General features: G+C 42.9%; 20 protein-coding genes. 13 read left to right on the top strand and 7 right to left on the bottom strand.

Going from position 1 to position 21,269, the window contains the following annotated elements; translation table 11 throughout:
- Positions 1–21: 21 nt before the first annotated feature.
- On the bottom strand, positions 22–372 hold the full coding sequence (hinT, locus tag OCU38_RS04885; protein ID WP_152821993.1) for a purine nucleoside phosphoramidase: 351 nt from the start codon (positions 370–372) through the stop codon (positions 22–24).
- A 220-nt stretch (positions 373–592) separates the two neighbouring features.
- Between hinT and OCU38_RS04880 the strand changes: the two genes are divergently transcribed.
- Positions 593–1,753, top strand: coding sequence for a DUF1887 family protein (locus OCU38_RS04880; RefSeq protein ID WP_261823985.1), 1,161 nt, complete (start codon positions 593–595; stop codon positions 1,751–1,753).
- Positions 1,754–1,851: 98 nt separating this feature from the next.
- On the opposite strand, the gene udp is transcribed toward OCU38_RS04880, so the two are convergent.
- Together udp and OCU38_RS04870 are read right to left on the bottom strand one after the other, a co-directional pair.
- Positions 1,852–2,622 carry a uridine phosphorylase gene (udp, locus tag OCU38_RS04875; protein WP_261823984.1) on the bottom strand — a complete coding sequence of 257 codons (771 nt, stop codon included), beginning with the start codon at positions 2,620–2,622 and terminating at the stop codon, positions 1,852–1,854.
- A gap of 254 nt (positions 2,623–2,876) precedes the next feature.
- Entirely contained in the window at positions 2,877–3,293 is a 417-nt protein-coding gene (locus OCU38_RS04870) for a CBS domain-containing protein (protein ID WP_023404066.1), read from the bottom strand.
- A gap of 357 nt (positions 3,294–3,650) precedes the next feature.
- Here OCU38_RS04870 and OCU38_RS04865 point away from each other — a divergent pair, with 357 nt between their 5' ends.
- The 3 genes from OCU38_RS04865 (at position 3,651) to OCU38_RS04855 (ending at position 7,089) form a co-directional block, all read left to right on the top strand.
- A complete protein-coding gene (locus OCU38_RS04865) occupies positions 3,651–4,805 on the top strand; it encodes a DUF481 domain-containing protein (protein WP_261823983.1) in 1,155 nt (384 codons plus the stop codon).
- A 72-nt stretch (positions 4,806–4,877) separates the two neighbouring features.
- The gene (locus OCU38_RS04860; RefSeq protein ID WP_261823982.1) at positions 4,878–6,068 is read left to right on the top strand and encodes an HlyD family secretion protein; all 1,191 of its coding nucleotides are present in this window, start codon (positions 4,878–4,880) and stop codon (positions 6,066–6,068) included.
- Complete coding sequence (locus OCU38_RS04855; protein ID WP_261823981.1) at positions 6,058–7,089, top strand: DUF2955 domain-containing protein; 1,032 nt, start codon at positions 6,058–6,060, stop codon at positions 7,087–7,089. The genes OCU38_RS04860 and OCU38_RS04855 overlap by 11 nt, the downstream gene beginning before the upstream one ends.
- A 126-nt stretch (positions 7,090–7,215) precedes the next feature.
- Here OCU38_RS04855 and OCU38_RS04850 read toward each other — a convergent pair whose 3' ends face one another.
- Complete coding sequence (locus tag OCU38_RS04850; protein ID WP_261823980.1) at positions 7,216–8,652, bottom strand: M48 family metalloprotease; 1,437 nt, start codon at positions 8,650–8,652, stop codon at positions 7,216–7,218.
- A gap of 221 nt (positions 8,653–8,873) precedes the next feature.
- On the opposite strand from OCU38_RS04850, the gene OCU38_RS04845 reads away from it, so the two are divergent.
- The 5 genes from OCU38_RS04845 to OCU38_RS04825 all read left to right on the top strand — a co-directional run bounded on the left by OCU38_RS04845 (position 8,874) and on the right by OCU38_RS04825 (position 14,025).
- A complete protein-coding gene (locus OCU38_RS04845; RefSeq protein WP_261823979.1) occupies positions 8,874–9,776 on the top strand; it encodes a 1,4-dihydroxy-2-naphthoyl-CoA synthase in 903 nt (300 codons plus the stop codon).
- Positions 9,777–9,914: 138 nt separating this feature from the next.
- Positions 9,915–10,496: a hypothetical protein gene (locus OCU38_RS04840; RefSeq protein ID WP_261823978.1), complete on the top strand. Its 582-nt coding sequence runs from the start codon at positions 9,915–9,917 to the stop codon at positions 10,494–10,496.
- A gap of 13 nt (positions 10,497–10,509) precedes the next feature.
- On the top strand, positions 10,510–11,193 hold the full coding sequence (locus OCU38_RS04835) for a response regulator transcription factor (RefSeq protein WP_261823977.1): 684 nt from the start codon (positions 10,510–10,512) through the stop codon (positions 11,191–11,193).
- Complete coding sequence (locus OCU38_RS04830; protein WP_261823976.1) at positions 11,190–12,572, top strand: sensor histidine kinase; 1,383 nt, start codon at positions 11,190–11,192, stop codon at positions 12,570–12,572. The genes OCU38_RS04835 and OCU38_RS04830 overlap by 4 nt, the downstream gene beginning before the upstream one ends.
- Positions 12,573–12,834: 262 nt before the next feature.
- Positions 12,835–14,025: a multidrug effflux MFS transporter gene (locus OCU38_RS04825; RefSeq protein ID WP_261823975.1), complete on the top strand. Its 1,191-nt coding sequence runs from the start codon at positions 12,835–12,837 to the stop codon at positions 14,023–14,025.
- 38 nt (positions 14,026–14,063) lie between these two features.
- Here OCU38_RS04825 and OCU38_RS04820 read toward each other — a convergent pair whose 3' ends face one another.
- From OCU38_RS04820 to OCU38_RS04810, 3 genes are all read right to left on the bottom strand, one after another.
- Complete coding sequence (locus OCU38_RS04820; protein WP_261823974.1) at positions 14,064–14,663, bottom strand: LysE family translocator; 600 nt, start codon at positions 14,661–14,663, stop codon at positions 14,064–14,066.
- 58 nt (positions 14,664–14,721) lie between these two features.
- Positions 14,722–15,612: an acyltransferase gene (locus OCU38_RS04815; protein ID WP_261823973.1), complete on the bottom strand. Its 891-nt coding sequence runs from the start codon at positions 15,610–15,612 to the stop codon at positions 14,722–14,724.
- Positions 15,613–15,770: 158 nt separating this feature from the next.
- Positions 15,771–16,667, bottom strand: coding sequence for a LysR substrate-binding domain-containing protein (locus OCU38_RS04810; RefSeq protein ID WP_261823972.1), 897 nt, complete (start codon positions 16,665–16,667; stop codon positions 15,771–15,773).
- 954 nt (positions 16,668–17,621) lie between these two features.
- On the opposite strand from OCU38_RS04810, the gene OCU38_RS04805 reads away from it, so the two are divergent.
- From OCU38_RS04805 to OCU38_RS04790, 4 genes are all read left to right on the top strand, one after another.
- Positions 17,622–18,107: a TadE/TadG family type IV pilus assembly protein gene (locus OCU38_RS04805; RefSeq protein WP_261823971.1), complete on the top strand. Its 486-nt coding sequence runs from the start codon at positions 17,622–17,624 to the stop codon at positions 18,105–18,107.
- A 13-nt stretch (positions 18,108–18,120) separates the two neighbouring features.
- A complete protein-coding gene (locus OCU38_RS04800; RefSeq protein ID WP_261823970.1) occupies positions 18,121–18,687 on the top strand; it encodes a TadE/TadG family type IV pilus assembly protein in 567 nt (188 codons plus the stop codon).
- Between the two features lie 9 nt (positions 18,688–18,696).
- Positions 18,697–20,112: a vWA domain-containing protein gene (locus tag OCU38_RS04795; RefSeq protein ID WP_261823969.1), complete on the top strand. Its 1,416-nt coding sequence runs from the start codon at positions 18,697–18,699 to the stop codon at positions 20,110–20,112.
- Positions 20,113–20,355: 243 nt separating this feature from the next.
- Entirely contained in the window at positions 20,356–21,183 is an 828-nt protein-coding gene (locus OCU38_RS04790; RefSeq protein WP_261823968.1) for an FTR1 family protein, read from the top strand.
- The last annotated feature ends 86 nt before the right edge of the window (positions 21,184–21,269 follow it).

Raw genomic sequence — 21,269 nt, 5'->3', positions numbered from 1 at the left:
ACGTTTTATTGACTGATAACATTAATCGACCAGCATTGGACCTAGCGGCTTTCCACCCACAAGGTGCATATGAATATGGTAAACCTCCTGTCCACCAAAAGAATTACAATTGACGATCAAGCGATAGCCGTCTTCTGCAATGCCTTCTTCTTTCGCCAGTTTAGCCGCTACAGTAAAAAGACGACCTAAGGCACGTTCATCGGCTTCGGTAGCATCATTAACCGTAGGGATAACATGATTTGGAATAATTAGGATATGTGATGGAGCTCGAGGGTTGATATCGCGAAATGCAGTCACAAGATCATCTTGATAAACAAGGTCCGTTTCTATCTCTTGACGTATGATTTTACTAAAAATAGTTTCTTCAGCCATGGTTTACTCTGGTCTGTTTTATAGATAGTTAAAGATTGCATCATGACCTGCACAAATGCAACGTTCTAAATGCTTAAAAATAAAGAATGTAATTTTAAAAATGAAAACTAATATTAGTTCAAACAACCACAATTTTTAGACGCCCGCCTCATCTTTAAGAGATAAGATATCAAGCGCATTCGTATCTACGAACTCTAAAAGTGAACAAGAAGGACACTGTATGCCAATTCAACTTGGTATTATCGATAAAGATCCGATCAGACTCGTTACCCCTTTACTCGATGATAGAGCTTCATGTCGCCACAGTATATTTATCGGCGACTCAACACAAAAACCTATGTTCGATAAGCTCAGCATAGTACTTGATATGCGAGGCATCAAAAGCGAATTTTTTGAAATCTCAAATGTTTCAGATACAGCGATAATCAAAAGAGAAATCACCCAGTTAGCTGAACGTCTTGTTGTGACAGGTGAAGAAATTAAACTTAATGCCAGCTGTGGGCTTCGCCACCGTTTACTCTCAGTTTATGAAGTTGTACGCAGCTACAAATGGCCAATTTTTGTGGTTGAACCTAACAGCGATAGATTAAGTTGGTTGTATCCAAATAGCCTGCAAGACGTACAAGTTCAAGACCGCATCACCATTGCCGATTATCTCACTATCTTTGGTGCTCAAGCACAATTCCCAAATCCTGACGAAGCGATTCAAATTGACAGCTCGTTATTAAAAATCTGTGAAAAATGGGCTAGCCACGCGCTTGAATTAGGCCCAGGTCTTGCCACCTTAAACTTCTTAGCCACTACTTGTCGTAAAGAACAAAAACTCGATGTTGCCCTGTCTGAAAAACAGCAAGGCTACCGAGAGCTGAATATTTTGCTACAAGATTTGGTGGATGCAGAACTGGCAACCTACCATGACGGCATCTTAGTGTTTCGCTCAGAGCAAGCTCGCCGCTTCTCCAATGGCGAATGGCTTGAATCTTACGTGCACACCCAAATCAAGTCGGTAGAAAAAGAGCTTAGCACCATTCAAGATTGTTCTTTGAACGTACAAGTGACACGTAAAATTGGTGAAAAAGAAGTGCGAAATGAGCTTGATGTTGCCACTGTGGTGAACAACAAACTGCACATCATTGAGTGTAAAACCAAAGGCATGCGTGACGATGGCGACGATACTCTGTACAAACTAGAATCTCTTCGCGACTTACTTGGTGGATTGCAAGCAAGAGCCATGCTGGTAAGCTTTAGACCGCTACGTTACAACGATATCACTCGCGCAATGGATTTAGGGCTGGGATTGATTGGCCCTGAAGAGCTGAAAGATTTGAAACGACACTTGAAAGAGTGGTTGATTCAAGCTGGCGGCATCGACGTTATTTAAACAATAACTTTATTGACCAACTGAGTTATTCAAAACCCCATAAATAAAAACCCCAGCTTAATCTTAAGCTGGGGTTTTTTAATGATTCAATACTGATCTTACTGGCTCAAAACACGTCGCGCCGCTTCAATAACCGTGCGGATAGACAAAGCTTCAATTTCTTTCATTTTGCTTTGCTCTGGGATTTCTTGTTGCGTACGGTTAATGATCACACCTGCAACACAGCCCGCACGCAAGCCAGAGCTGGCACACATGGTTAATAAAGTGGCTGATTCCATTTCAAAATTAAGCACGCCCATATCTTGCCATTCCTGCATGGAACCTTGGAATCGCTTCACGACACGTCCGCTAAAGGTATCGTAACGCTCTTGGCCTGGATAAAAAGTATCACTCGATGCGGTTACCCCAGTATGGACGGTGGCATTTTCACTTACCGCCGCTTCTTTCATGGCTAACGCGATATTAAAATCAGACACAGCGGGAAACTCCATAGGCGCAAAGTGCAAACTGGCACCATCTAAACGCACCGATGCTGTGGTTACTATCATATCGCCGACATTCACATCAGGCTGAATCGCCCCTGTGGTGCCTACGCGCAAAAAGGTGTCCACGCCAAGCTGGGCTAATTCTTCAACTGCAATAGAGGTAGACGGACCGCCGATACCCGTTGAGCACACCACAACCTTATGACCGGCAAGCTCAGCCAAATACACTGTGTATTCTCGATGACTGGCAAGAAATAGAGGATTTTGCATACCTTCAGCAATACGCTTCACACGATCAGGGTCGCCGGGAATAATCGCCAATGTTGCGCCCTGCAGGTCATGCTTGTTTACGCCAAGATGAAATACGTTTTGTTCAGTTGTCATGAAAATATCCTTCTTATGCCATCACAGTTTAAGGGTCACTCTGGAGTCATTTACTGTAAATAAAGTCACTCTAGCCTATCGTGATTAGACTCACAGGTTTTATCTTGTAAAACTCACCAGTTTCAAGGTTAAACGATTGCCGTCACACTTAGTGCCATTTTATTCGCAAATAACCAACAAACAAAAGCCTCGAACAAGTCGAGGCTAGCATCGCGTTACTTTAGCAAATACGCCGTGTTATCGAGTCAAAAGCGTTAGATCGGGTTTTTAAAGCACGCATCAATAGATGCACCCACCGCCCGCAATACATCACTGCGGGAAATGATGCCCACCAGTTTACCATTATCAATCACCGGATAAACTTTAGGTTTACCTACTTTCATCATATCCGCTAGAGCAATAATAGAAGTATCTGGCGAAACCGACAGCACCTCTTTGTACATACAATCACTGACAATGTGCGTATCTTGACAGTGGTAACTCACTTTAATCAGTTTATCGAGCAAATCTTGCTCTGATAAAAAACCGACCACTTGCTCATTACTATCAATCACTGGCCCACCCAAATGAGCAGAATTTAATACTTTTTTTAATGCGACCGATAACGACATATCAGGGGTAAAGGTCACCGATTGATGGTCCATATAATCTTTAACTTTTAATGGCTGCATACTGTACTCCTTAACAAGTGGATGCCACGCTATGTTCTAAGTGTCGACCATATTTACGAAATTACTAAATTGTTTTTCTCTATTTCACCAATCAGATATTCCAATCAATAGTCCTATGGCCCATTATCATTGATATTTCCTAAGCCAATTTGCCAAAAAATAGCAACAAATTCTGTTATAGCTTCAGGAGAATCGCTCCTCAATTCAATGTGTACTCTCTCTTTGTACGCTTTGGCCACAGATAAAGACGTATTTAACGTTTTATCTGGTCATTTTTGACTAAATAAATCTCAAAGCCACTGTTTTTTAACGAAAAATCGACTACTTTTTAATGAAGCAAACGGATTTGTTTTGGTTATGACAAGAACTTCACTCTCTATATTGGGTTTCCTTATTAGCGCTATTTGGGCTTTGCCTAGTAGCGCCGATGAGGCGTTGCTTGCCTCTGAGTCCCCCTCTTCCGAATTATCTGAGCAAGAATCTGCTCGATGGTGGGTTGAAATCCCTATGGATTCCTCTCGGTTTGATTGGATTGTAGTAAACAAAGGGGAAGTATTAGGCGGCGATATTATAGCGATGTACGACGAGCGCGTAGAGTTTGATAGTGATGAAGTGGGTATCCATAAAATCAAAATGTCTGACATTCGAGAATTGCGCACTAAGCACATCATGCAAGTGCGTTTTCTCAGTGGCGCGATTATTGAAGGTCACATCGTAATTGATGAAAAAAGTGTCTATGTGCGAGAGCAACCGGCCATTACTTACCCTAGAGAAAATATTCTTTCCATCACCCCTTCAATTAAAAGTGGTGACAGTTTATGGATAGGTGAAATCAGTGCCGGACTTAACTTTAAGTCAGGCAATACCGAGAGCTTTGATTATTACGCCAGCGCTGACCTGCGCTACTTAATCACCACAGGTCGCTTTCAGGTGACCTACCATGGCGTCTATGAAGAAGTGCGCGACGCCAATACAGAGCAAACCATTACCACCGAAGATAACCATAGATTTACCGCCAAATACGACTATTTTTATTCACATAAGCTCTACTTTACTCTGCCTAGTTACGATTTGATTTTAGATGAATTTCGTAACATCAAATATCAAACCTCTATCGGGGTGGCTGCAGGCTATGAAGTGATCGATATTAAAGGCATGGATCTTGAAGTGTATATGGGGCCGAGCATTCAAAGGACGCAATTTATCAATGTTGAGCCTGGCGAAGAGCAAAACGTACTCTCTCCTGCTCTAGCCTTCGGTTTGGATTTTGAATATGACATCACCTCGGATATTGAATACGTATTTATCTATGACGCCAAAGTTGTTAACGAACAAAGTGGTCAATTTATTCAACGCCTTGAATCAGGCTTTGATATCGAGCTTATTAACGATTTTGATTTAGCACTTATCGCCGTTATCAATAACACCGCCAACCCAATTGCCAACGAAGACGGTGTGCAGCCACAATCGACCGATATTTTGTTTACCGTTGGCATCGAATACGAATTTTAAATCAAAGAGTGACTCTCTTTGATAAGCAACAAACCAATTTAAACTTACCTAAAATGGATTTATGAGGTAATCATGACACACCAGAAAACCGAAACGGACAACGAAGAGCCAATTGAAAATAGCCCACCAACCGAGGTGGAAAAACAAGACAGCAGTGCGGATAACAGCAAAAATGACCCCGTAGAGCCCGCTACTACAGAACCTCACGATCCAGTGAGAAAGCTCACTCGTTACGTATTTACTCTGGTGGCACTGATCTTTACTTGGTACCTATTTGCCGACAGACATACGCCATGGACTGACCAAGCTCGCGTGCAAGCCTATGTGATCCCGATTGCCGCTCAAGTCCCCGGCAGAATATTGGATGTCAATGTAGCTCAAGACCAAATTGTGCAGCGAGGTGCATCCCTATTTGAAATTGACCCTTCTGACTATGAGTTAAATGTGGAACTGGCTCAATCGGAAGTGGAAATTGCCGGACAAGAAATTGGCGCAGGTATGGCGAATGTGGTCACCGCTCAAGCCAGTTTAGTGGAAGCGCAAACCAACCTAGAACACGTCAACGTGCAGAGCGCGCGCGTATTTGAGCTAGAACAGCGTAAGCTCTATTCAAAATCTGATGGGGATAAGGCGCGCGCCGCCATCAAGCAAGCTAAAGCGCAGTTGCGAATTGCAGAAGCCAACCTAGATAAAGCCAAACAATCGCTCGGAGCTGAGGGTGAAGCCAACCCAAGAGTCAGAACGGCTATGGCGAAGTTAAGGCAGGCACAACTTGATCTTAGCCGCACCGAAATTTTTGCCCCTACCACAGGTGGCATTACCAATTTACAAATTGATGTTGGGCATTACGCCAAAGCAGGCTCACCTATCATGACTTTTGTTGATGCCGATGACATATGGATTGAAGCCAACCTCAAAGAAAATAACTTAGCGAATCTCAACATCGGCGATCCGGTCGATATCTCACTGGATATTACTCCGGGGAAAATCTACAAAGGCAGTGTGCGCAGTATTGGCTTTGCCGTTGCCAGTGGCTCAAATGATGCCATTGGCGGTTTGGTTTCCGTCAAATCCACCTCTGGCTGGCTAAGAGATCCACAGCGTTTCCCTGTCACTATTTCCTTTGAAGAAGAGATCCCACAAGGGTTACGTCGCGTAGGAGGACAAGCCGATGTGCAGTTTTATACCAGTGATAATCTACTGCTCAACGGCATTGCGAAAGGGTACATCAACCTAATTAGCTGGCTGTCGTATGTTTACTAACAGCGCGTTTCTAACCCTCAAACATAATCCAGCGATGGTGCGGCAATTGCGCTTTGCGGTAGGGGTTGCCGCCTCTGCCACCCTTGCCTACACCTTTAACTGGCCATTGGCATTTTTGTTCCCCATATTTACCACCCTATTGCTGTCTATGCCTTTGCCTCAAATGACGCCGACAGCTTTGGTCAATGCCCTGTTTAATACCGTTAAAGGCTTTTGTTTCGGTTTGCTATTTTCAGTTCTACTGATCAAATTTCCGATTATCTTTTTACTGCTGCTGTTTATTTCGCTGTTTTATATTTATTACTATCTAAACCGCGGCGGTTCATTTTGGCTAACGTTAATGCTGATGTTATCCATGCTCATACTGCCCATGCTCAGCACCATGTCAGAAGGTCTGGCGATCGGTTTTTCATTGGGGTTTGTCGCCTCAGCATGGGCGGCCATTTTGTTTGTTTTCAGCATACATTATGTATTGCCTGACCCCGATAAAGCGCCGTTTCCGCCACCAGCAAAAGTCAACAATAGTTACGTGCCTATCGCCGCCAAACTGGCACTGAAAAGCACCTTAGTAGCCTTTCCTATTGCAGCGTTTTGTATTTCGTTTGCTCGTACAGATTTACTGCTCACTATGGTGTTTGCCGCCATGTTTACCATGAAACCAGAGCTCAGCGCAGGTAAAGAAGCGGGAAGGAACTCCTTAATTTCGACAATATTAGGCGGGGTTGTGGCCTTAGTCTTTTATTGGGCGTTAGTGGCAGTGCCTTTATTTATGTTCTTTATCTTGTTGATGTTTGGCATTGCGCTATTCATGGGCATGAATATCTTTTCGGCAAACCCGCGAGGTCAATATTACGGCTCAGCAATGACCTGCATTATCGTGTTGATTAATGGCAATATGGGGGCGGATTCTGACTTTATGAGCGCCTTAGTATCAAGGATTCTATTTATCTCATTAGCCATACTGTATATCGTGGTTGCGCTGCGGGTACTCGATAATTTTTGGTTTAAGCAAAAGCAATAAACCTTCGGTAGAACAACAGCAACACACAAAAAGGATTTGCCTGTTGCTGTTCTATTAGCCTTCTTATTACTCTTTATATTATTATTTTTACTACTCTTTTACTAAAGAAAAGCTCAATACAGAGCGTTATTGATAAGGCGCTTCTACTACTACCTTAACTTGCTCATTGTTGGTAAGACGCTGATTTTCATCCAGTGCGTTCATCACCGCCAATAGTTCAATAGAGCGTTTACTGTGATTTTCAGCCAATAGCGCCTCTAAGGTTTGCCCCTCTTTTGCCTTAACTACTTTCAGCTCGAGTTGTGTCATAGAAGCTAGCTCTTGCTTAGTTATAGGGCGAAAAGAGTGCGCGCTATTATCGGCTGATTTTTTCTTATCCTCACTGGCGATAGTCACTATCTGATAGGTATCGACACCTAAGTTAACCCAACCTCGAGTCATATAACTTTTTTGATCTTTTTTATCATTAGTCAAGGTTACGCTGTAGATAGAGTCTCCCCAATCTAACGGTTGCTCATCAATACTAAGCTCCATTTGGTAGCGTCGTTTCAGCTCATTTTGAAAACGTATCGCATGTTCTTTGGCGCTAAACTCATTGGACGCAAGGCTTAACACCACAGCTGCATCTTGTTCTTTATCGACTGCAGCCACAATAGAAGCTTGATTTAACGTCGTCCATTGCTCAGGGAAATCAATAGCAAACTTCAAATCGGGTTGTAAAAACAGTTGCTCACGAAACACACCTTTACTCGGGTTTTGCCCCACTAATAATCCATCAATTTGCGAGACAAAATCTTTGTGAATTGGCGAGATTTGCGCAACGGTTAGCTTTTTAGCTTCTTTGTTTACATCCGCTATACGATCGGGCGTGTACGGGTGAGAATCAAAATAACTGCGCTCTGAGGCTTTTTTCGTTTGTATCTCTACCGTTCGGTTTAAGCGCTCTAAGATACTGTTCATCGCTAACGGTTCATAGCCCGCTTTTGCCGCTAAATCTATACCTAATCTATCGGCGTCACTTTCATGACTGCGACTGTAGCCTGCCATCAACAAATGATTGCCTGCTGAAATAGGAGCATTGATCAGATTACCTAAATCTTCATTGATAACGCCACCAACAATATTGCCCGGCAGTTCCACAATGCCCGGTAAGATCCCAGATTTCATCTGCTTCACGCCATGACGTTCGGTGACATGGATAATTTCATGCGCCATTACACAGGCCAGTTCATCTTCACTATTAACTAGGCTAAGTAAGCCGCGAGAGACAAAGATATAACCGCCCGGCAACGCAAATGCATTTGGCGTAGCGTCATCGACAATTTTAAAATGAAATTCAAACTCAGGATTGTCGATGTGACTGACCAAGCGCGCACCAATTTGTTGTACGTAGGCTTCCATTTTATGTTTGTCGTAAGTACCCATTTGCACTTCTACTAGCGCCGCATTTTCAGCGCCAATCTTTTTATCGTAATCAGTGCTCACACTACAGGCGGTCAAACCTAAACTGATTACCAATAACAGACCGTTTCGCAGGGTATTTTTTGTTCTATCGCTTTTCATATCATCCTTGACTTAAAACTTATCGCATATGCATCAATGATAACAAAACTACAGCTTTCAAATAGTTAATCAACGCACTATTTTCCCAAGTCAGCTTTAAATGCCATCAAATCGCACAAATAAACGACCGTAATGATAAAAAGATCTAACAATTCATAGGCGCGTGTTGACTCACACTGCGCAAATTCCTAGCCTAAAAGAAACACCTATTGAGATTTATCATGACCGACTCTAACCAAGATATATTTAATGCTGATTTGTGGGACCTTGTACCCGGCTTTGACTTTGAAGATATTACCTACCATAGAAGCAAAACTCAGGGAACGGTGCGTATCGCTTTTGACCGTCCTGACTGTTTAAATGCTTTTCGTCCCCGCACTGTCGATGAACTGTATACCGCTTTGGATCATGCTCGTCAGTGGTCAGATGTAGGTTGTGTTTTATTAACAGGTAACGGCCCATCGAAAAAAGGCCAATGGTCGTTTTCGTCCGGTGGCGATCAGCGTATTCGCGGTAAAGATGGTTACAAATACGAAGGTGATGGTGAAAACGTTGCCGATGTGGCGCGTATGGGACGTTTGCATATTCTAGAAGTGCAACGCTTGATTCGCTTTATGCCTAAGGTGGTGATTGCGGTTGTACCGGGTTGGGCAGTAGGTGGCGGTCACAGCTTACACGTTGTTTGTGATTTGACTCTAGCCTCAAAAGAACATGCCGTCTTTAAACAAACCGACCCTGATGTTGCTTCCTTTGATTCAGGCTACGGCTCAGCATATTTAGCAAAAATGATAGGTCAAAAACGTGCCCGTGAGATTTTCTTCTGTGGCTTTGATTACACAGCCCAAGAAGCATTTGAAATGGGCATGGTTAACAAGGTAATAGAGCACGCTGATTTAGAAACCGAAGCTCTGCGCTGGGCAAAAGAGATCAATAGCAAATCGCCAACAGCGATGCGTATGCTCAAGTACGGCTTTAACCTTCCTGATGATGGTTTGGTTGGACAACAACTGTTTGCCGGTGAAGCGACTCGCCTAGCTTATGGCACTGACGAAGCGCAAGAAGGTCGTGATGCGTTCTTAGAAAAGCGTGCTAAAGACTTTACTAAGTTCCCTTGGCACTACTAAACAAAAACTAAGTCAGCAAAGGCACCAGTAATTAAACAAATGAAGAGAGAAGATTAACTAAATTTAATCTTCTCTCCATCTTGAGTTTACCTTGCCAAGTTATAGTGGTTACATCTTGATAAACATGGAAATCACCCAATGAAACTGACACTACCTACCATCGGACTATTGAGCGCAATTCTTGCCACTATGCCAATCGCTCACGCCAACGATCAACAAGATGCGGCAATTGGCCTAATGGCAATCAATTCAGGTTCTGCCACTATCACCACCCTTGCACCTCAAGTACGTACTATCTCTACGGGCGTCATCACGGAAATAGAGCTTGATGACTACAAAGACACACAAATCGCGTATAAATTTAAAATTATCGATAACGCTGCAGGCCAAGAGCATAAACTGACTTACGCCATTAGTGATGGCAGTTTACTGCGTCAAAAATCTAAAAGACTGAGCACGTTGGGCTTTAGTCATTTAGATAAAGAAGATCGCCTTGCTATCGAACAAGTTGAAAAAGCGCAGTTTGATATAGTGAAAAAGCTGATTGAGCTTGAAACTAAATATTCAGCAAAAACGTTAGAAGCGGAACTGGAAAGCAAAAAAGGCATCGTATTTTACGAAATCGAACTGGCAAGTAGCGAGCGCGGCATGCAAAAACTGCTGATTAACGTCGCCACTGGAGAAGAAATCCCTGTGATGCACCGTCAAAGTCATAAATAAGGTAAACCACTAAGTGAAAGTACTGGTCATAGAGGATGACAAAGAGACCCGTGAGTATCTTTGTCAGTCCCTTAAGCAACAAGCTTGGGAAGTCGATAGCGCCGATAATGGCCAAGATGGCTTATTTTTAGCTCTAGAGGGTGATTATCAGGTCATTATCTTAGATCGCATGCTACCTGCCTTGGATGGATTGACCGTACTTTCAACACTTCGAGCAGCCAATAACGCGGCGCGAGTGCTGATACTCAGCGCGCTAGATAGTGTTGATGAGCGCGTGAAAGGGCTAAAACACGGTGGTGATGATTATCTAACTAAGCCCTTTGCACTTGCCGAGTTGATTGCTCGCGTGGAGATATTAGCCAGTCGCACAACCTCGAGCAGTACAGCGGTGCAAAGCCAATTGCGTAATGGGCATATTCAGCTTGATCTGTTGTCACATGAAGTGCAGGTCGACTCGAAAAAAGTCTTACTGCAAGCCAAAGAATTTAAACTACTGCGTTATCTTGTGGAGCATGCCGGACAAGTGGTCACTCGCTCACTGTTATTTGAAGCGGTTTGGGATTACAACTTTGATCCACAAACTAACGTTATAGATGTGCACATTGCTAGGCTGAGAAAAAAACTGGAAACAGAAGGTCAGCCCAACTTAATTGAAACTGTGCGCGGCGCAGGCTATCGAATGGTTAAAGTAGCATGAATTCTCTGCTTGATAAAAGCAAACAGCAACTCATCGGTTTATGGCGTCGCCACTCATTATGGCGGCTTTCGCTATCCATTGCCGCCATACTCTGGCTTGCCGTTGCCATTGCTCTGTTCACTATTTATCAATTAAGCATTCAGCCATTAATTCAATCTCGCCAGCAAATTTTATTGCAACATGCCCAGCAGTTGCAAAGCGCCAGCGAAACAAACGCCACCAATGCACTGCCACATATTCTAGATGACACACTTTACAGCCCGCAAGGCATCATTACCGTATTGCGCAGTGATAGCGGACAACTCTACGGCTCACTAAATCACTTTCCTAGTTCATTACCGCAATGCCCTAAACTTGCCCCCTTCCCTGTAATCAGGGGCCACGGCAGTAACATCGTATTATTAGAAGGCTGTCAGTTTAAAATTAAAGGCTACTCAGTATTAGTGGCAACTGACAGTGAGTATCTATGGCAAGTGCAAGATAACTTTGAAAATGCCGCTATTGTGGTGCTTATCTGCGCCTTTTTCATCGCCCTGCTCCCTAGTTGGATCATACGCCGAAGACTGAAACTACAACTATCTGGCATACACTCTGTGGTATCACAAATTGAGCAAGGCCATTTCAATGGGCGTATCCATACTAATAACTCGCATGATGAGTGGGACAACATTGCGCACTATATCAACGCTATGTTGGATAAAATAGAATCCTCTATTACCCAGATCCAAAGCGTTACTGATGCTATCGCTCACGATTTGCGTACGCCTTTAACGCGAATTAAAAATCGCATTGCTAGCTTCCAATCACAACAGCATCCTTTACCCCAAGAGCAAATACAGCAGTTGCAAGACGACTTTGACCGATTACTGCAAACCTTTAATGCCATGCTAGAACTGAGCAAATTAGAATCTGGCAACGACATCAGCCGTTTTGTGGATGTCGACCTATCGCATATCATCACCGATGCAATCGACTTAGTAGAGCCTCAATTTGAAGACAAACAACAGTCGCTGACAACACAACTTGAAAACGTGTCCTTCAAAGGTGAGCCTTCACTGCTGTTTCGCTTGGTGTACAACCTGCTGGATAACGCGCACAAATATTGCCCAGAACACACATCCGTAAGGCTGTATCTTACCCAAGATGCTTTGGTTATCGAAGATGATGGGCCTGGAGTCAGTGCCGAACAACAGCAAAAGATTTTTCAACGTTTGTATCGCGCCGATAAATCTCGCACCACGCCAGGTTTTGGCCTTGGCTTGCCATTAGTGGCGGTTGTTGCACAACTGCACGGCATGCAAATTGAGGTTCAGTTTACTCATCCACAACAAGCAACAGGTTTTAAAATCGTCTTACACCTTGCAAGCACAAAAGTGTGAGTCAAAGCTAAGTAAAATTGCTATACTTGCGCGCTGAACCACTGTTTTATAATCATTATTTTAAAAGCACAGTTTTGTAGGCATTGTTTTTGTAGACATTGTTTTTGTAGACACTGTTTGAAAACGACCGTCTCAGGACTATGGCTTCAATTATCGGTTCAACTTCATTTTCGGCGCGACACTAATCTGTGCACACCGTATTGGCTATCGAATACCCATCACAGTCATCACCACTATGGGTATAACACCAAACCGGACATTCATGACTCAAGCATTTCGAAAGAAGCCCATCTTACTGGCATGTATCATCATTAGTATTGGTCAGTTGAGTATGGGACTGGTCTATCCTTCACTGCCATGGATTGCCAAAGATTTCTCTATCTCTCTAGACCAAGCACAGCTACTGGTGAGCGTCTATTTACTTGGCTTTGGCCCCTCTCAATTCATTTATGGCCCATTGTCCGATGCATTAGGTCGGAAGAAGATTTTACTCAGTGGCTTAGTGATCGCTATGCTCGGCTTGTTATCTATTATCTTCTTATCCAATTCCTTTCATAGCATGGTACTAGGGCGTTTTATACAAGGGATTGGTACAGGCTGCTGCGCCGTATTAGCACGCGCTTCTACCCGAGACAGTTACACAGGCAAGCAACTGCCAACCGCCCTTTCTTATATTGCAATGGCCGCTTCTTTCACCCCGCTAGCCGCGCCTGTTATTGGTGGTTTTATTAACCACTATTTAGGTTGGGGAATGGTCTTTATCTCATTGCTCGGTTACGTCGCTTTTGCTTGGTTAGTATTACTGGTTGGCTTTAAAGAAACCATGCACGACAAGAAAAAGATCCCGTCACCGCGCACCATGTTTCATCAATATTCTGAGTTACTAAAATCGCGGTATTTTGTCAGTTTTGCTAGCGTGTCTTGGCTGAATTTTAGTTTGATTGTCACAACCACCTCTTTAATGCCGTTTATCATGCAAAACCAAATCGGCATGACATCTGACCAATACGCATTATGGGCCATTATTCCTACCGCAGGTTTGTTGCTTGGCTCATCACTGAGTAACCGACTTCGCCCTAAAATTGGCATTCACAGCACCTTGAAACTGGCGCCGTTTATTCAAATTGTCGGCGCTATTTGGCTAATTCTATGCCCAGTACAACCGTTATGGTTGATGATCGGTCAGTTTTTTATGGTATTAGGTAATGGTTTTTCGATGCCTTGTGCACAAGCTATGGTCATGGAGCCTTATAGCAAACGCGCCGGTGCCGCAGCCGCAATGCAAGGTGGCGGGCAAATGGTAGTGTCATCGATTGTCAGTATGATTTTAATGGCGATGGGGCTTCGCCATGTATGGCAATTAGGCTGCGTGATTATTGTGTTTGCACTTATTACCTACAGCAATATTCATCGAGGATTTAAAGCGAAAGCATCTAGCGTAGAGCAGTTATAAGCATAACTGCTCTCTTAAGCAGGATGACTGAGATGGGATTACAGGTATTCAAACACTACAGGCACAATAGAAAGCACTAGCAATATCGCCATACAAACATTGAATACTTTTTGATGCTTTGGATCAGAAAGAAAAAGCCGAATTTTTGTGCCAAATACTAGCCACATCCCTACGCAAGGGAAAGCCACCAATAAAAACAGCCCTGCAATTAAACCCACCTGACTGTAGATATTCATTGAATCACTAGTAAAAGCGGCAACAGCTCCGGTTCCCATAATCCACGCTTTTGGGTTCACCCACTGAAAAAGGGCCCCTTGCAAGAAAGTAAAAGGTTTGGCCTTTTCGCCAGAGAGAGAATCCGTTTCTGCCGATGCAATCTTCCACGCAAGATAGAGCAAATAGACGATGCCCAACACCTTGATTATGTCGTGCAGAGTTGGAAACCACTGAAACAGTGAACCTAACCCAAGCCCAATTGCTACCACCATAGTCGGAAAGCCAATGCAGATCCCCATAAAATGAGGAAGACTGCGTTTAACGCCATAGTTCATGCCCGAGGTCATCATCATGATGTTATTCGGGCCGGGTGTAATTGTGCTTGAGAAAGCGAACAATAAAATTGCAGTGAAAAGTTCCATTCAGTTTCCAGAGTTAAAGCAAGAATCGTAACACTACACGTCGTAAGTTAATGCGTCGTTAGTCTTTATTTGCAGAGTATACGCCTTGTAGGTACTCATCTTTTTCTTGCCAGACACTGTTTAACCAACGATGGAAGCCTCTTTTGAAGGTCTTATCATTAAAGTAGTCACCACTCAAGTTTTCATCTATTTCATGGAGCTTGATTTTGACCACAACTTTGGTCATGCGCCCTTTTAACAGATCATCAAATGGATTTTCACGGTTTTCTGGGTATGCCAAAGTCACGTCAACCACACCATTGAGCAACTCATTCATTGCGTTTAAGGTAAAGGCGACACCACCCGTTTTTGGTTTCAGCAGGTGTTGATACGGCGTTTTAGCGGTTGCCATTTTTTCTTGGCTAGCACGTGTACCTTCAGCAAAGCTGATCATAGTAGTCGGAACACGTCGAAACTTTTCACAAGCTTTATTGATAGCATCAAAATCATCATTTCGACGCTCAGGATGACGAACCAAATATTCATGCGAATGACGACGCATGAAAGGCATATCTAGCCCCCAACACGCTAAGCCTACAAACGGCACGTATAAAAGACTATGCTTCAATAAGAATTTCCCCATTGGGATTTTGTCTTTCATTACCGATGACAAAATCACAATGTCAGCCCAACTTAAATGATTGGAAATCAATAGATACCATTGATCTTTAGACAGGTTTTCACCACCTTCTATTTGCCAATCAATCTTGTTGTTCACATTCAGCAACCACAAATTAAGGGTTGCCCACAACCACATTTGTTTGTTCGCCAATTTACTCATGGCGACTTTCACTCCCATAAATGGCAAAACAAATTTGATAATTGCCAAAATACTAACCACAAATGAAGTGAAGGCCGTGTTTAACATGACCAGAAAAACATTCATGATCATCTGTATATTTTTAAGCATTACTAAGTCCCTAGCTTGTGATGGCGTAATCATATATCAGAATCGTGAGCAGATTAATCTCAAAAGTGTATTTTCTCGAACGAATATTAAGTTACTGCACACTTAGCGAACAAACATTGATATTTATATAGAATTTTTCAATGTCGCTTGCTCGTTGTTCAGCCAATTACGCTGTGATTGGTGTTCATTTGTCGGGTCATATCAACAAATGCTTGTATGTGGTCACACTCTTTATCGGCCACGCGAACGCAAGCATACAAGTGACGGCGGATCCCCTCCCCTAAAGGACGAGTTGCAATCAGTTCTTGATTTTCGAAAGTACGCACAGCCCATTCCGGTAGCGCTGCAACCCCAAAGCCGCCCGATACCATTTGCAATAAGGTGGAGGTGTTATCCACTTTTTTCCACTTTAACGGCTCACAATTATTCGGTTTCAAGAATAAGTTGTAAACATCCATACGTCGTTTATCCACTGGGTAAGTGATCAACACTTGCGAGGTAAGATCGCTTGGGCTGATACTTGGCAAAGCCACCAGCGGGTGATCATTGCTCATGACCAACTGCAATTCGTAGCCAAATAGCGGTAAAAAGTGCAAATCCCCTCTCGATTCAACATCGGAGGTGATCATGACATCAATCTCACCGGCCAATAATCGCTCAAGTGGATGTTGATGAAAGCCCGATTCTAAGTCTACATCCAACGCGGTAAATGATTTTTGAAATTGTTTAATAGTAGGCAGTAGCCACTGAAAGCAGCTATGACAATCTATAGCCAACGTGAAACGAGAGCTCAGTTCTTGTTGATTAAGCTGTTTCTCTGCGGCGGCAATTTGAGGCAATACGCTATTGGCGAGAGTAATCACCACTTGCCCTTGCGAGGTAAACTTGATTGGTTTGGTCTTGCGATAAAACAGTTGCGCACCAATACGCACTTCCAGCTCTTTAAGCTGATGAGAGATAGCGGATTGAGTGATATGTAGATTTTCAGCGCACGCGGCAATAGAGCCAAACTTGGCTAATCCTTGAATGGTTCTTAAATGTTTTAGCTCTAACATCATCTATCCTAGTGATCTATAACGTTATTAACATACAGTGCCCGCACGAACATGTAAACGTCTAGATGGCTAAAGTAATATTTCACTAGTGCCACACTGTAGAAAATAGTAATCGAAAAGATATCTAGAAGGGCGTTAAAAGAGTTATACCAATCACACTAAGTAAGTGATCAGAGCTAGCGCAGGAAAAATGCTCGAGGACAAGGCAGAATTTTTCGATAAGTAGTTATTCTACAATCAAAAATTCTAACGCCGTTATCGAACATTTTAATAAGCTAGAATGACCAGTTATTTAGTACGATTGGTATTAATACTAAAAGAGGCGCGACGCCTCTTTTAATTCACTGGCGTTTAGTTTGTGATAACGACTAATGGATTAATGTTGAATAAACAACTATTGAACACCATCCAACTAGAGCACTAAAAAACAACAGAAATTTTGGCAACGTCCTTGCGTTCTCTCTGCGTTGTTCTTCGGTCATATTGGCATTGTGACGTGCCATCAAACACTTTGCTAATTTCATACTACTTCTCCCTATCAGCAATAGACTCAAATCACACTAAACACCATACCTATAGCGCTATGAAAGCGCACGCACAAAATTCACGTTCAGTGAGCAAAGTCAGACTCTAACAGCACAAAATTTAAGCCCGTTAAAAATTATCGTTGACACACTTACTGATGCATATTCGAGCAAGATGAAAAAAAACTTCTTTTATTAATAAAAAGTTCATAACTTGCATCTTTCTGTAATTCAAAAAGAAACAGCAATAAGTCACGTAAAATACAATTTGGTGAATTTTTCGCCTCTTGAACATAGCCAAGGTTTGAACTATTCATTAATTGAATGTTTTTTAACCAAAATGAGTATCATTTGATAACAGTAAAGGTGCTTTATTCACCTTAATGTTGAAATTTATGATCGCGCGAGAGCACACTATGGAGAATCAATCGTGTCCCTTTATCAAGGAGTAAGAAAACAAACCAAACAAGCTGGTATCGCATTAATAGAATTTGCTATCGTTGCCACCCTGCTGTTCGCTTTACTGTTTACTATCGTCGATTTCGCCCTTTATGGATATGTGAAATTAACCATGCAGCATGCAGTCCGTGAGGGCGCCCGCTACGCAATAACTGGACGAACTGACTTGGATCCGGATGAAGATGAAGACGGCAACCAAGAGCGTGGCAAAGCCATTTTACAAAAAATAGACCTTTCCTCAAACGGCCTTTTATCTAAGGTTGTCACCAATAACGGTATCAAAGTCAGCTCTAACGGCAGCTACATCAATGATGGAACCTTTGGTGCCTCTGGTGACGCCATTGTTCTTGAGATTGACTGTGAATGGCCAACATTCAGTCCCATCATTTACCCACTACTCAGTGACGGGAAATACAAATTTGTCGTCAAGACCGCAATGAAAAACGAAGCATTTTAATGAGGGAATGATAATGAACAAGAGACTCTCCCATCGAAAAAATCTCGGACTCGCATCCGTTGAAATGACTTTCATTGTGCCTATCTTGCTGATCATTATGATGGGCGTCTTTGAGCTCACTCAGGTCATTCAAGCCAACAACATTATCATCAGTATTAGCCGTGAAGGGGCCAATCTAATTTCTCGTAACAGCTCGCAAACTCCCGAGCAGGTAATGGACACCATTGCCTCCACATCTGATCCTTTAGACTTAAATCAAGATGGCATCATTTACATAAACTTAGTGGTTGGTAGAGAAGATAACAATGGTAACCCTCTTGATCCGGTACTAAACCAGCAGTATCGCTGGGGTGATTTTGGCTATACCGCAAGCAGTTCAACTTGGAGTGGCTGCACGCAATGGACTGGCGATGATAACGGGATTTGCGATATGGACTCTGATCCCGTGCTGACCAATTTTCCCTTACAGCTAGACAGTGGTGAATCGGTATACGTTGTCGAAGTCATGTACCGTTATTCGCCAATTTCGACTCTTATCTTTGATAGCGATTTTACTATCAAGGAAATTACCTATTTATAAGGAGTCATTATGGATAAGACTCGCTCAAACCGACCCACAACGTACCTACAAGCAAATAAATACCAGCAAGGACTAGCGGTATTACTTACTGTAGTGGCACTCCCTTTTTTACTGATCATGGCAGGGTTAGCCATTGATTCAGGCAGAGCCTATAGCATGCAAGCTAAGTTATTTGCCGCCGTTGACGCCGCAGGTATCGCGGCAGCCAGAGCCGTTTCATCTGGCGCAAGTCAAACAATAAGAGAGGCCAATGCAATGGCTGCGGCTCAAAAATATTTTGACGTGAATATTTCGCAAGCATTGCAAAGCAGTAATCCATCTCTATCAACGCCAACATTTACCTATGATGATGAAGGCAATATTTCAATATCCCTTAACGCTAGCGCCGATATGCCCACCTCATTCATCCGCCTGTTAGGCTTTGATAACTGGCCTATTGGCGTTGAAGCACAAACCATTCGCCGCCCTGTTGATATCTCACTGGTTATTGATAACTCGGGATCACTTAGCGACGTATTTGATGTTGTTCAGCAACGTTCTAAAGACTTTTTAAGTAACTTTAACCCCGAATTTGATCGAGTAGCGGTCACCCAATACGGTTATGGGGCAAATGCCGTTGTGCCTTTCAATACAGTTCAGCGCAACTATAGCAGTAGCGATGTAGAACAAAAAATTGATGCCATGACCTACAGCACTAGTGGCAGCAACCATTACACCAATACCGCCGAAGGTTTCTATCAAGGTTACGCAGAGTTTGACAGTAACGATAGCTTATCGGCTAATCTGAAAGTGATTGTGATATTCACCGATGGTGCACCCAATACATTTACTTCCAACTTTGTCGTCGATAATAACAATACTTATCTTGCCGCTATATCAACCACCGGTAGCGAAGCAAGAGGTTTGTGGGCTCCAAACAAAATGCGTGAACGCATGTCTTATGTTTTACAAAACGGCACCACCATGAGTTCCAATAATGATAGCGATGGTGACGATATATATAAATATGTCAGCATCTCGAACACTGACAACTATCAAGGCTTTTCTTTGCTTGGCGGACCGAGAGCAGGCAACACGACTTACACCTATTCGGGCGACTCCGATGATAAGGAAGATTTTAAAGACGTGATGCGTCATATATCGCGAGATCTTCCCGAAAAAATGGCCTATCAAGCCAGAGAAGATGGGGTGTATGTATTTACTCTTGGTCTTGGGGATGCGCTGTTAGATGATATGGGACACGGTACTGGTGAAGATATGCTCTATCGAATGGCTAATGATCCCAGCATGCAAGGAAGAGCGGCCACCGCTGACGAGTTCCAAGCAGATCAAAAACAAGGTTTATATTGCTTTGCGCAAAATGAAAACGATCTCGGGCCCTGCTTTGATAAAATGCTAGATGTCATTATTAGGCTTACGTTGTAACTATACTTCGAACACAATCAAAGCGTTTAGAAAAATTAAGGTGTGCTGTACTTATGTATAGCACACTATTGATCCTGCCCATTTACCTATAATACACGTTAAAATTCACGGCTAACCACACTGCTAAATCTACACCTTAAATATGACAAATAAGTTTTATGATTTCTATCTGTAACTAGACGCCCATTGTAGTGACAATGCAGTTTAGAAATAAAACTTAATGAGTTTTTAACAAGGATGTTTATGTTTGCGAGTATGGCGATTGTATCCAAGGAAGGGATTGATATTGCGCTTATTATCACTCTGCTTTTACTGAGTACCAAATCAATTATTGGTGCAAAAAAATGGCTCTTTTCTGGCTGTATGATTGGCATTGCCACCGCCATCTTACTCGCCACTTTTGCACTTTCAAATATTTGGCTTGCGACCATATTCCAATCCAAATTAACTCAAGCGCTACTGCTTATTTTATCCAGTGGCCTGATAGGCTCAACGATTATTGCTATCCAGTCAAAGCCTTACCCTACGAATAACCAAGCCAATACAATCAAGCCTTTGAAAGGCTATTGCACTCTAGTGGCCTTACTATTAATCGCGATATCCACCATACTGCTTAACGGATTCAGCGTAGCGTTTTTCCTGCTTAACTTAGTGCATCAGTCCGATATTACGCACGCCTCTATCATCATAGGTAGTGTATTAGGTATTGTGCAGACTATCGTGATAGGAGCCATCGCATATGCCGCTTTGCTCCTGATTGATGCCAACATAGTCGTTGATATTTTTCCTATACTGATGAGCTTTCTAACCGCCGGCATCGCCGCACATGCTGTAGCAAAATTAACCAGCATCAACGTCCTGCCGTCAATTATCCCACAAGTTTGGAACACCACCCCTTACTTTGATCACCACAGCAATTGGCTAGCATTAATCATGCACGTTATTTTGGGTTATACCGAAAAACCCAGCTTAATGCAGTTGATTGTGTATATTAGCACCTTACTTTTCCTATTCAGCATTCGCAACGTTAAGTTCAACACCAAAGATACGAATCCCGATCGTAGTCATTAAGGTTTAATGCAAACAAATAACGGAAATTATCATTGCCGAGTAGGACATTGACAAGGCCTTGCACAATGCTACGATTCCTCGTTTTT

This window comes from Vibrio neonatus (assembly GCF_024346975.1).
GTDB lineage: Bacteria > Pseudomonadota > Gammaproteobacteria > Enterobacterales > Vibrionaceae > Vibrio > Vibrio neonatus.
The sequence above is the reverse complement of the archived record's forward strand: the minus strand, read 5'-3'. Positions and strand labels throughout refer to the sequence as shown.

Excerpts from the sequence above, each read along its gene's own strand:
- OCU38_RS04850 (WP_261823980.1), bottom strand. The coding sequence starts at position 8,652 with ATGAAAAGCGATAGAACAAAAAATACCCTGCGAAACGGTCTGTTATTG.
- OCU38_RS04825 (WP_261823975.1), top strand. The coding sequence starts at position 12,835 with ATGACTCAAGCATTTCGAAAGAAGCCCATCTTACTGGCATGTATCATC.
- OCU38_RS04800 (WP_261823970.1), top strand. The coding sequence starts at position 18,121 with ATGAACAAGAGACTCTCCCATCGAAAAAATCTCGGACTCGCATCCGTT.
- OCU38_RS04820 (WP_261823974.1), bottom strand. The coding sequence starts at position 14,663 with ATGGAACTTTTCACTGCAATTTTATTGTTCGCTTTCTCAAGCACAATT.
- hinT (WP_152821993.1), bottom strand. The coding sequence starts at position 372 with ATGGCTGAAGAAACTATTTTTAGTAAAATCATACGTCAAGAGATAGAA.
- OCU38_RS04795 (WP_261823969.1), top strand. The coding sequence starts at position 18,697 with ATGGATAAGACTCGCTCAAACCGACCCACAACGTACCTACAAGCAAAT.
- OCU38_RS04860 (WP_261823982.1), top strand. The coding sequence starts at position 4,878 with ATGACACACCAGAAAACCGAAACGGACAACGAAGAGCCAATTGAAAAT.
- OCU38_RS04865 (WP_261823983.1), top strand. The coding sequence starts at position 3,651 with ATGACAAGAACTTCACTCTCTATATTGGGTTTCCTTATTAGCGCTATT.
- OCU38_RS04855 (WP_261823981.1), top strand. The coding sequence starts at position 6,058 with ATGTTTACTAACAGCGCGTTTCTAACCCTCAAACATAATCCAGCGATG.
- udp (WP_261823984.1), bottom strand. The coding sequence starts at position 2,622 with ATGACAACTGAACAAAACGTATTTCATCTTGGCGTAAACAAGCATGAC.
- OCU38_RS04840 (WP_261823978.1), top strand. The coding sequence starts at position 9,915 with ATGAAACTGACACTACCTACCATCGGACTATTGAGCGCAATTCTTGCC.
- OCU38_RS04815 (WP_261823973.1), bottom strand. The coding sequence starts at position 15,612 with ATGCTTAAAAATATACAGATGATCATGAATGTTTTTCTGGTCATGTTA.
- OCU38_RS04880 (WP_261823985.1), top strand. The coding sequence starts at position 593 with ATGCCAATTCAACTTGGTATTATCGATAAAGATCCGATCAGACTCGTT.
- OCU38_RS04845 (WP_261823979.1), top strand. The coding sequence starts at position 8,874 with ATGACCGACTCTAACCAAGATATATTTAATGCTGATTTGTGGGACCTT.
- OCU38_RS04830 (WP_261823976.1), top strand. The coding sequence starts at position 11,190 with ATGAATTCTCTGCTTGATAAAAGCAAACAGCAACTCATCGGTTTATGG.
- OCU38_RS04870 (WP_023404066.1), bottom strand. The coding sequence starts at position 3,293 with ATGCAGCCATTAAAAGTTAAAGATTATATGGACCATCAATCGGTGACC.
- OCU38_RS04790 (WP_261823968.1), top strand. The coding sequence starts at position 20,356 with ATGTTTGCGAGTATGGCGATTGTATCCAAGGAAGGGATTGATATTGCG.
- OCU38_RS04810 (WP_261823972.1), bottom strand. The coding sequence starts at position 16,667 with ATGTTAGAGCTAAAACATTTAAGAACCATTCAAGGATTAGCCAAGTTT.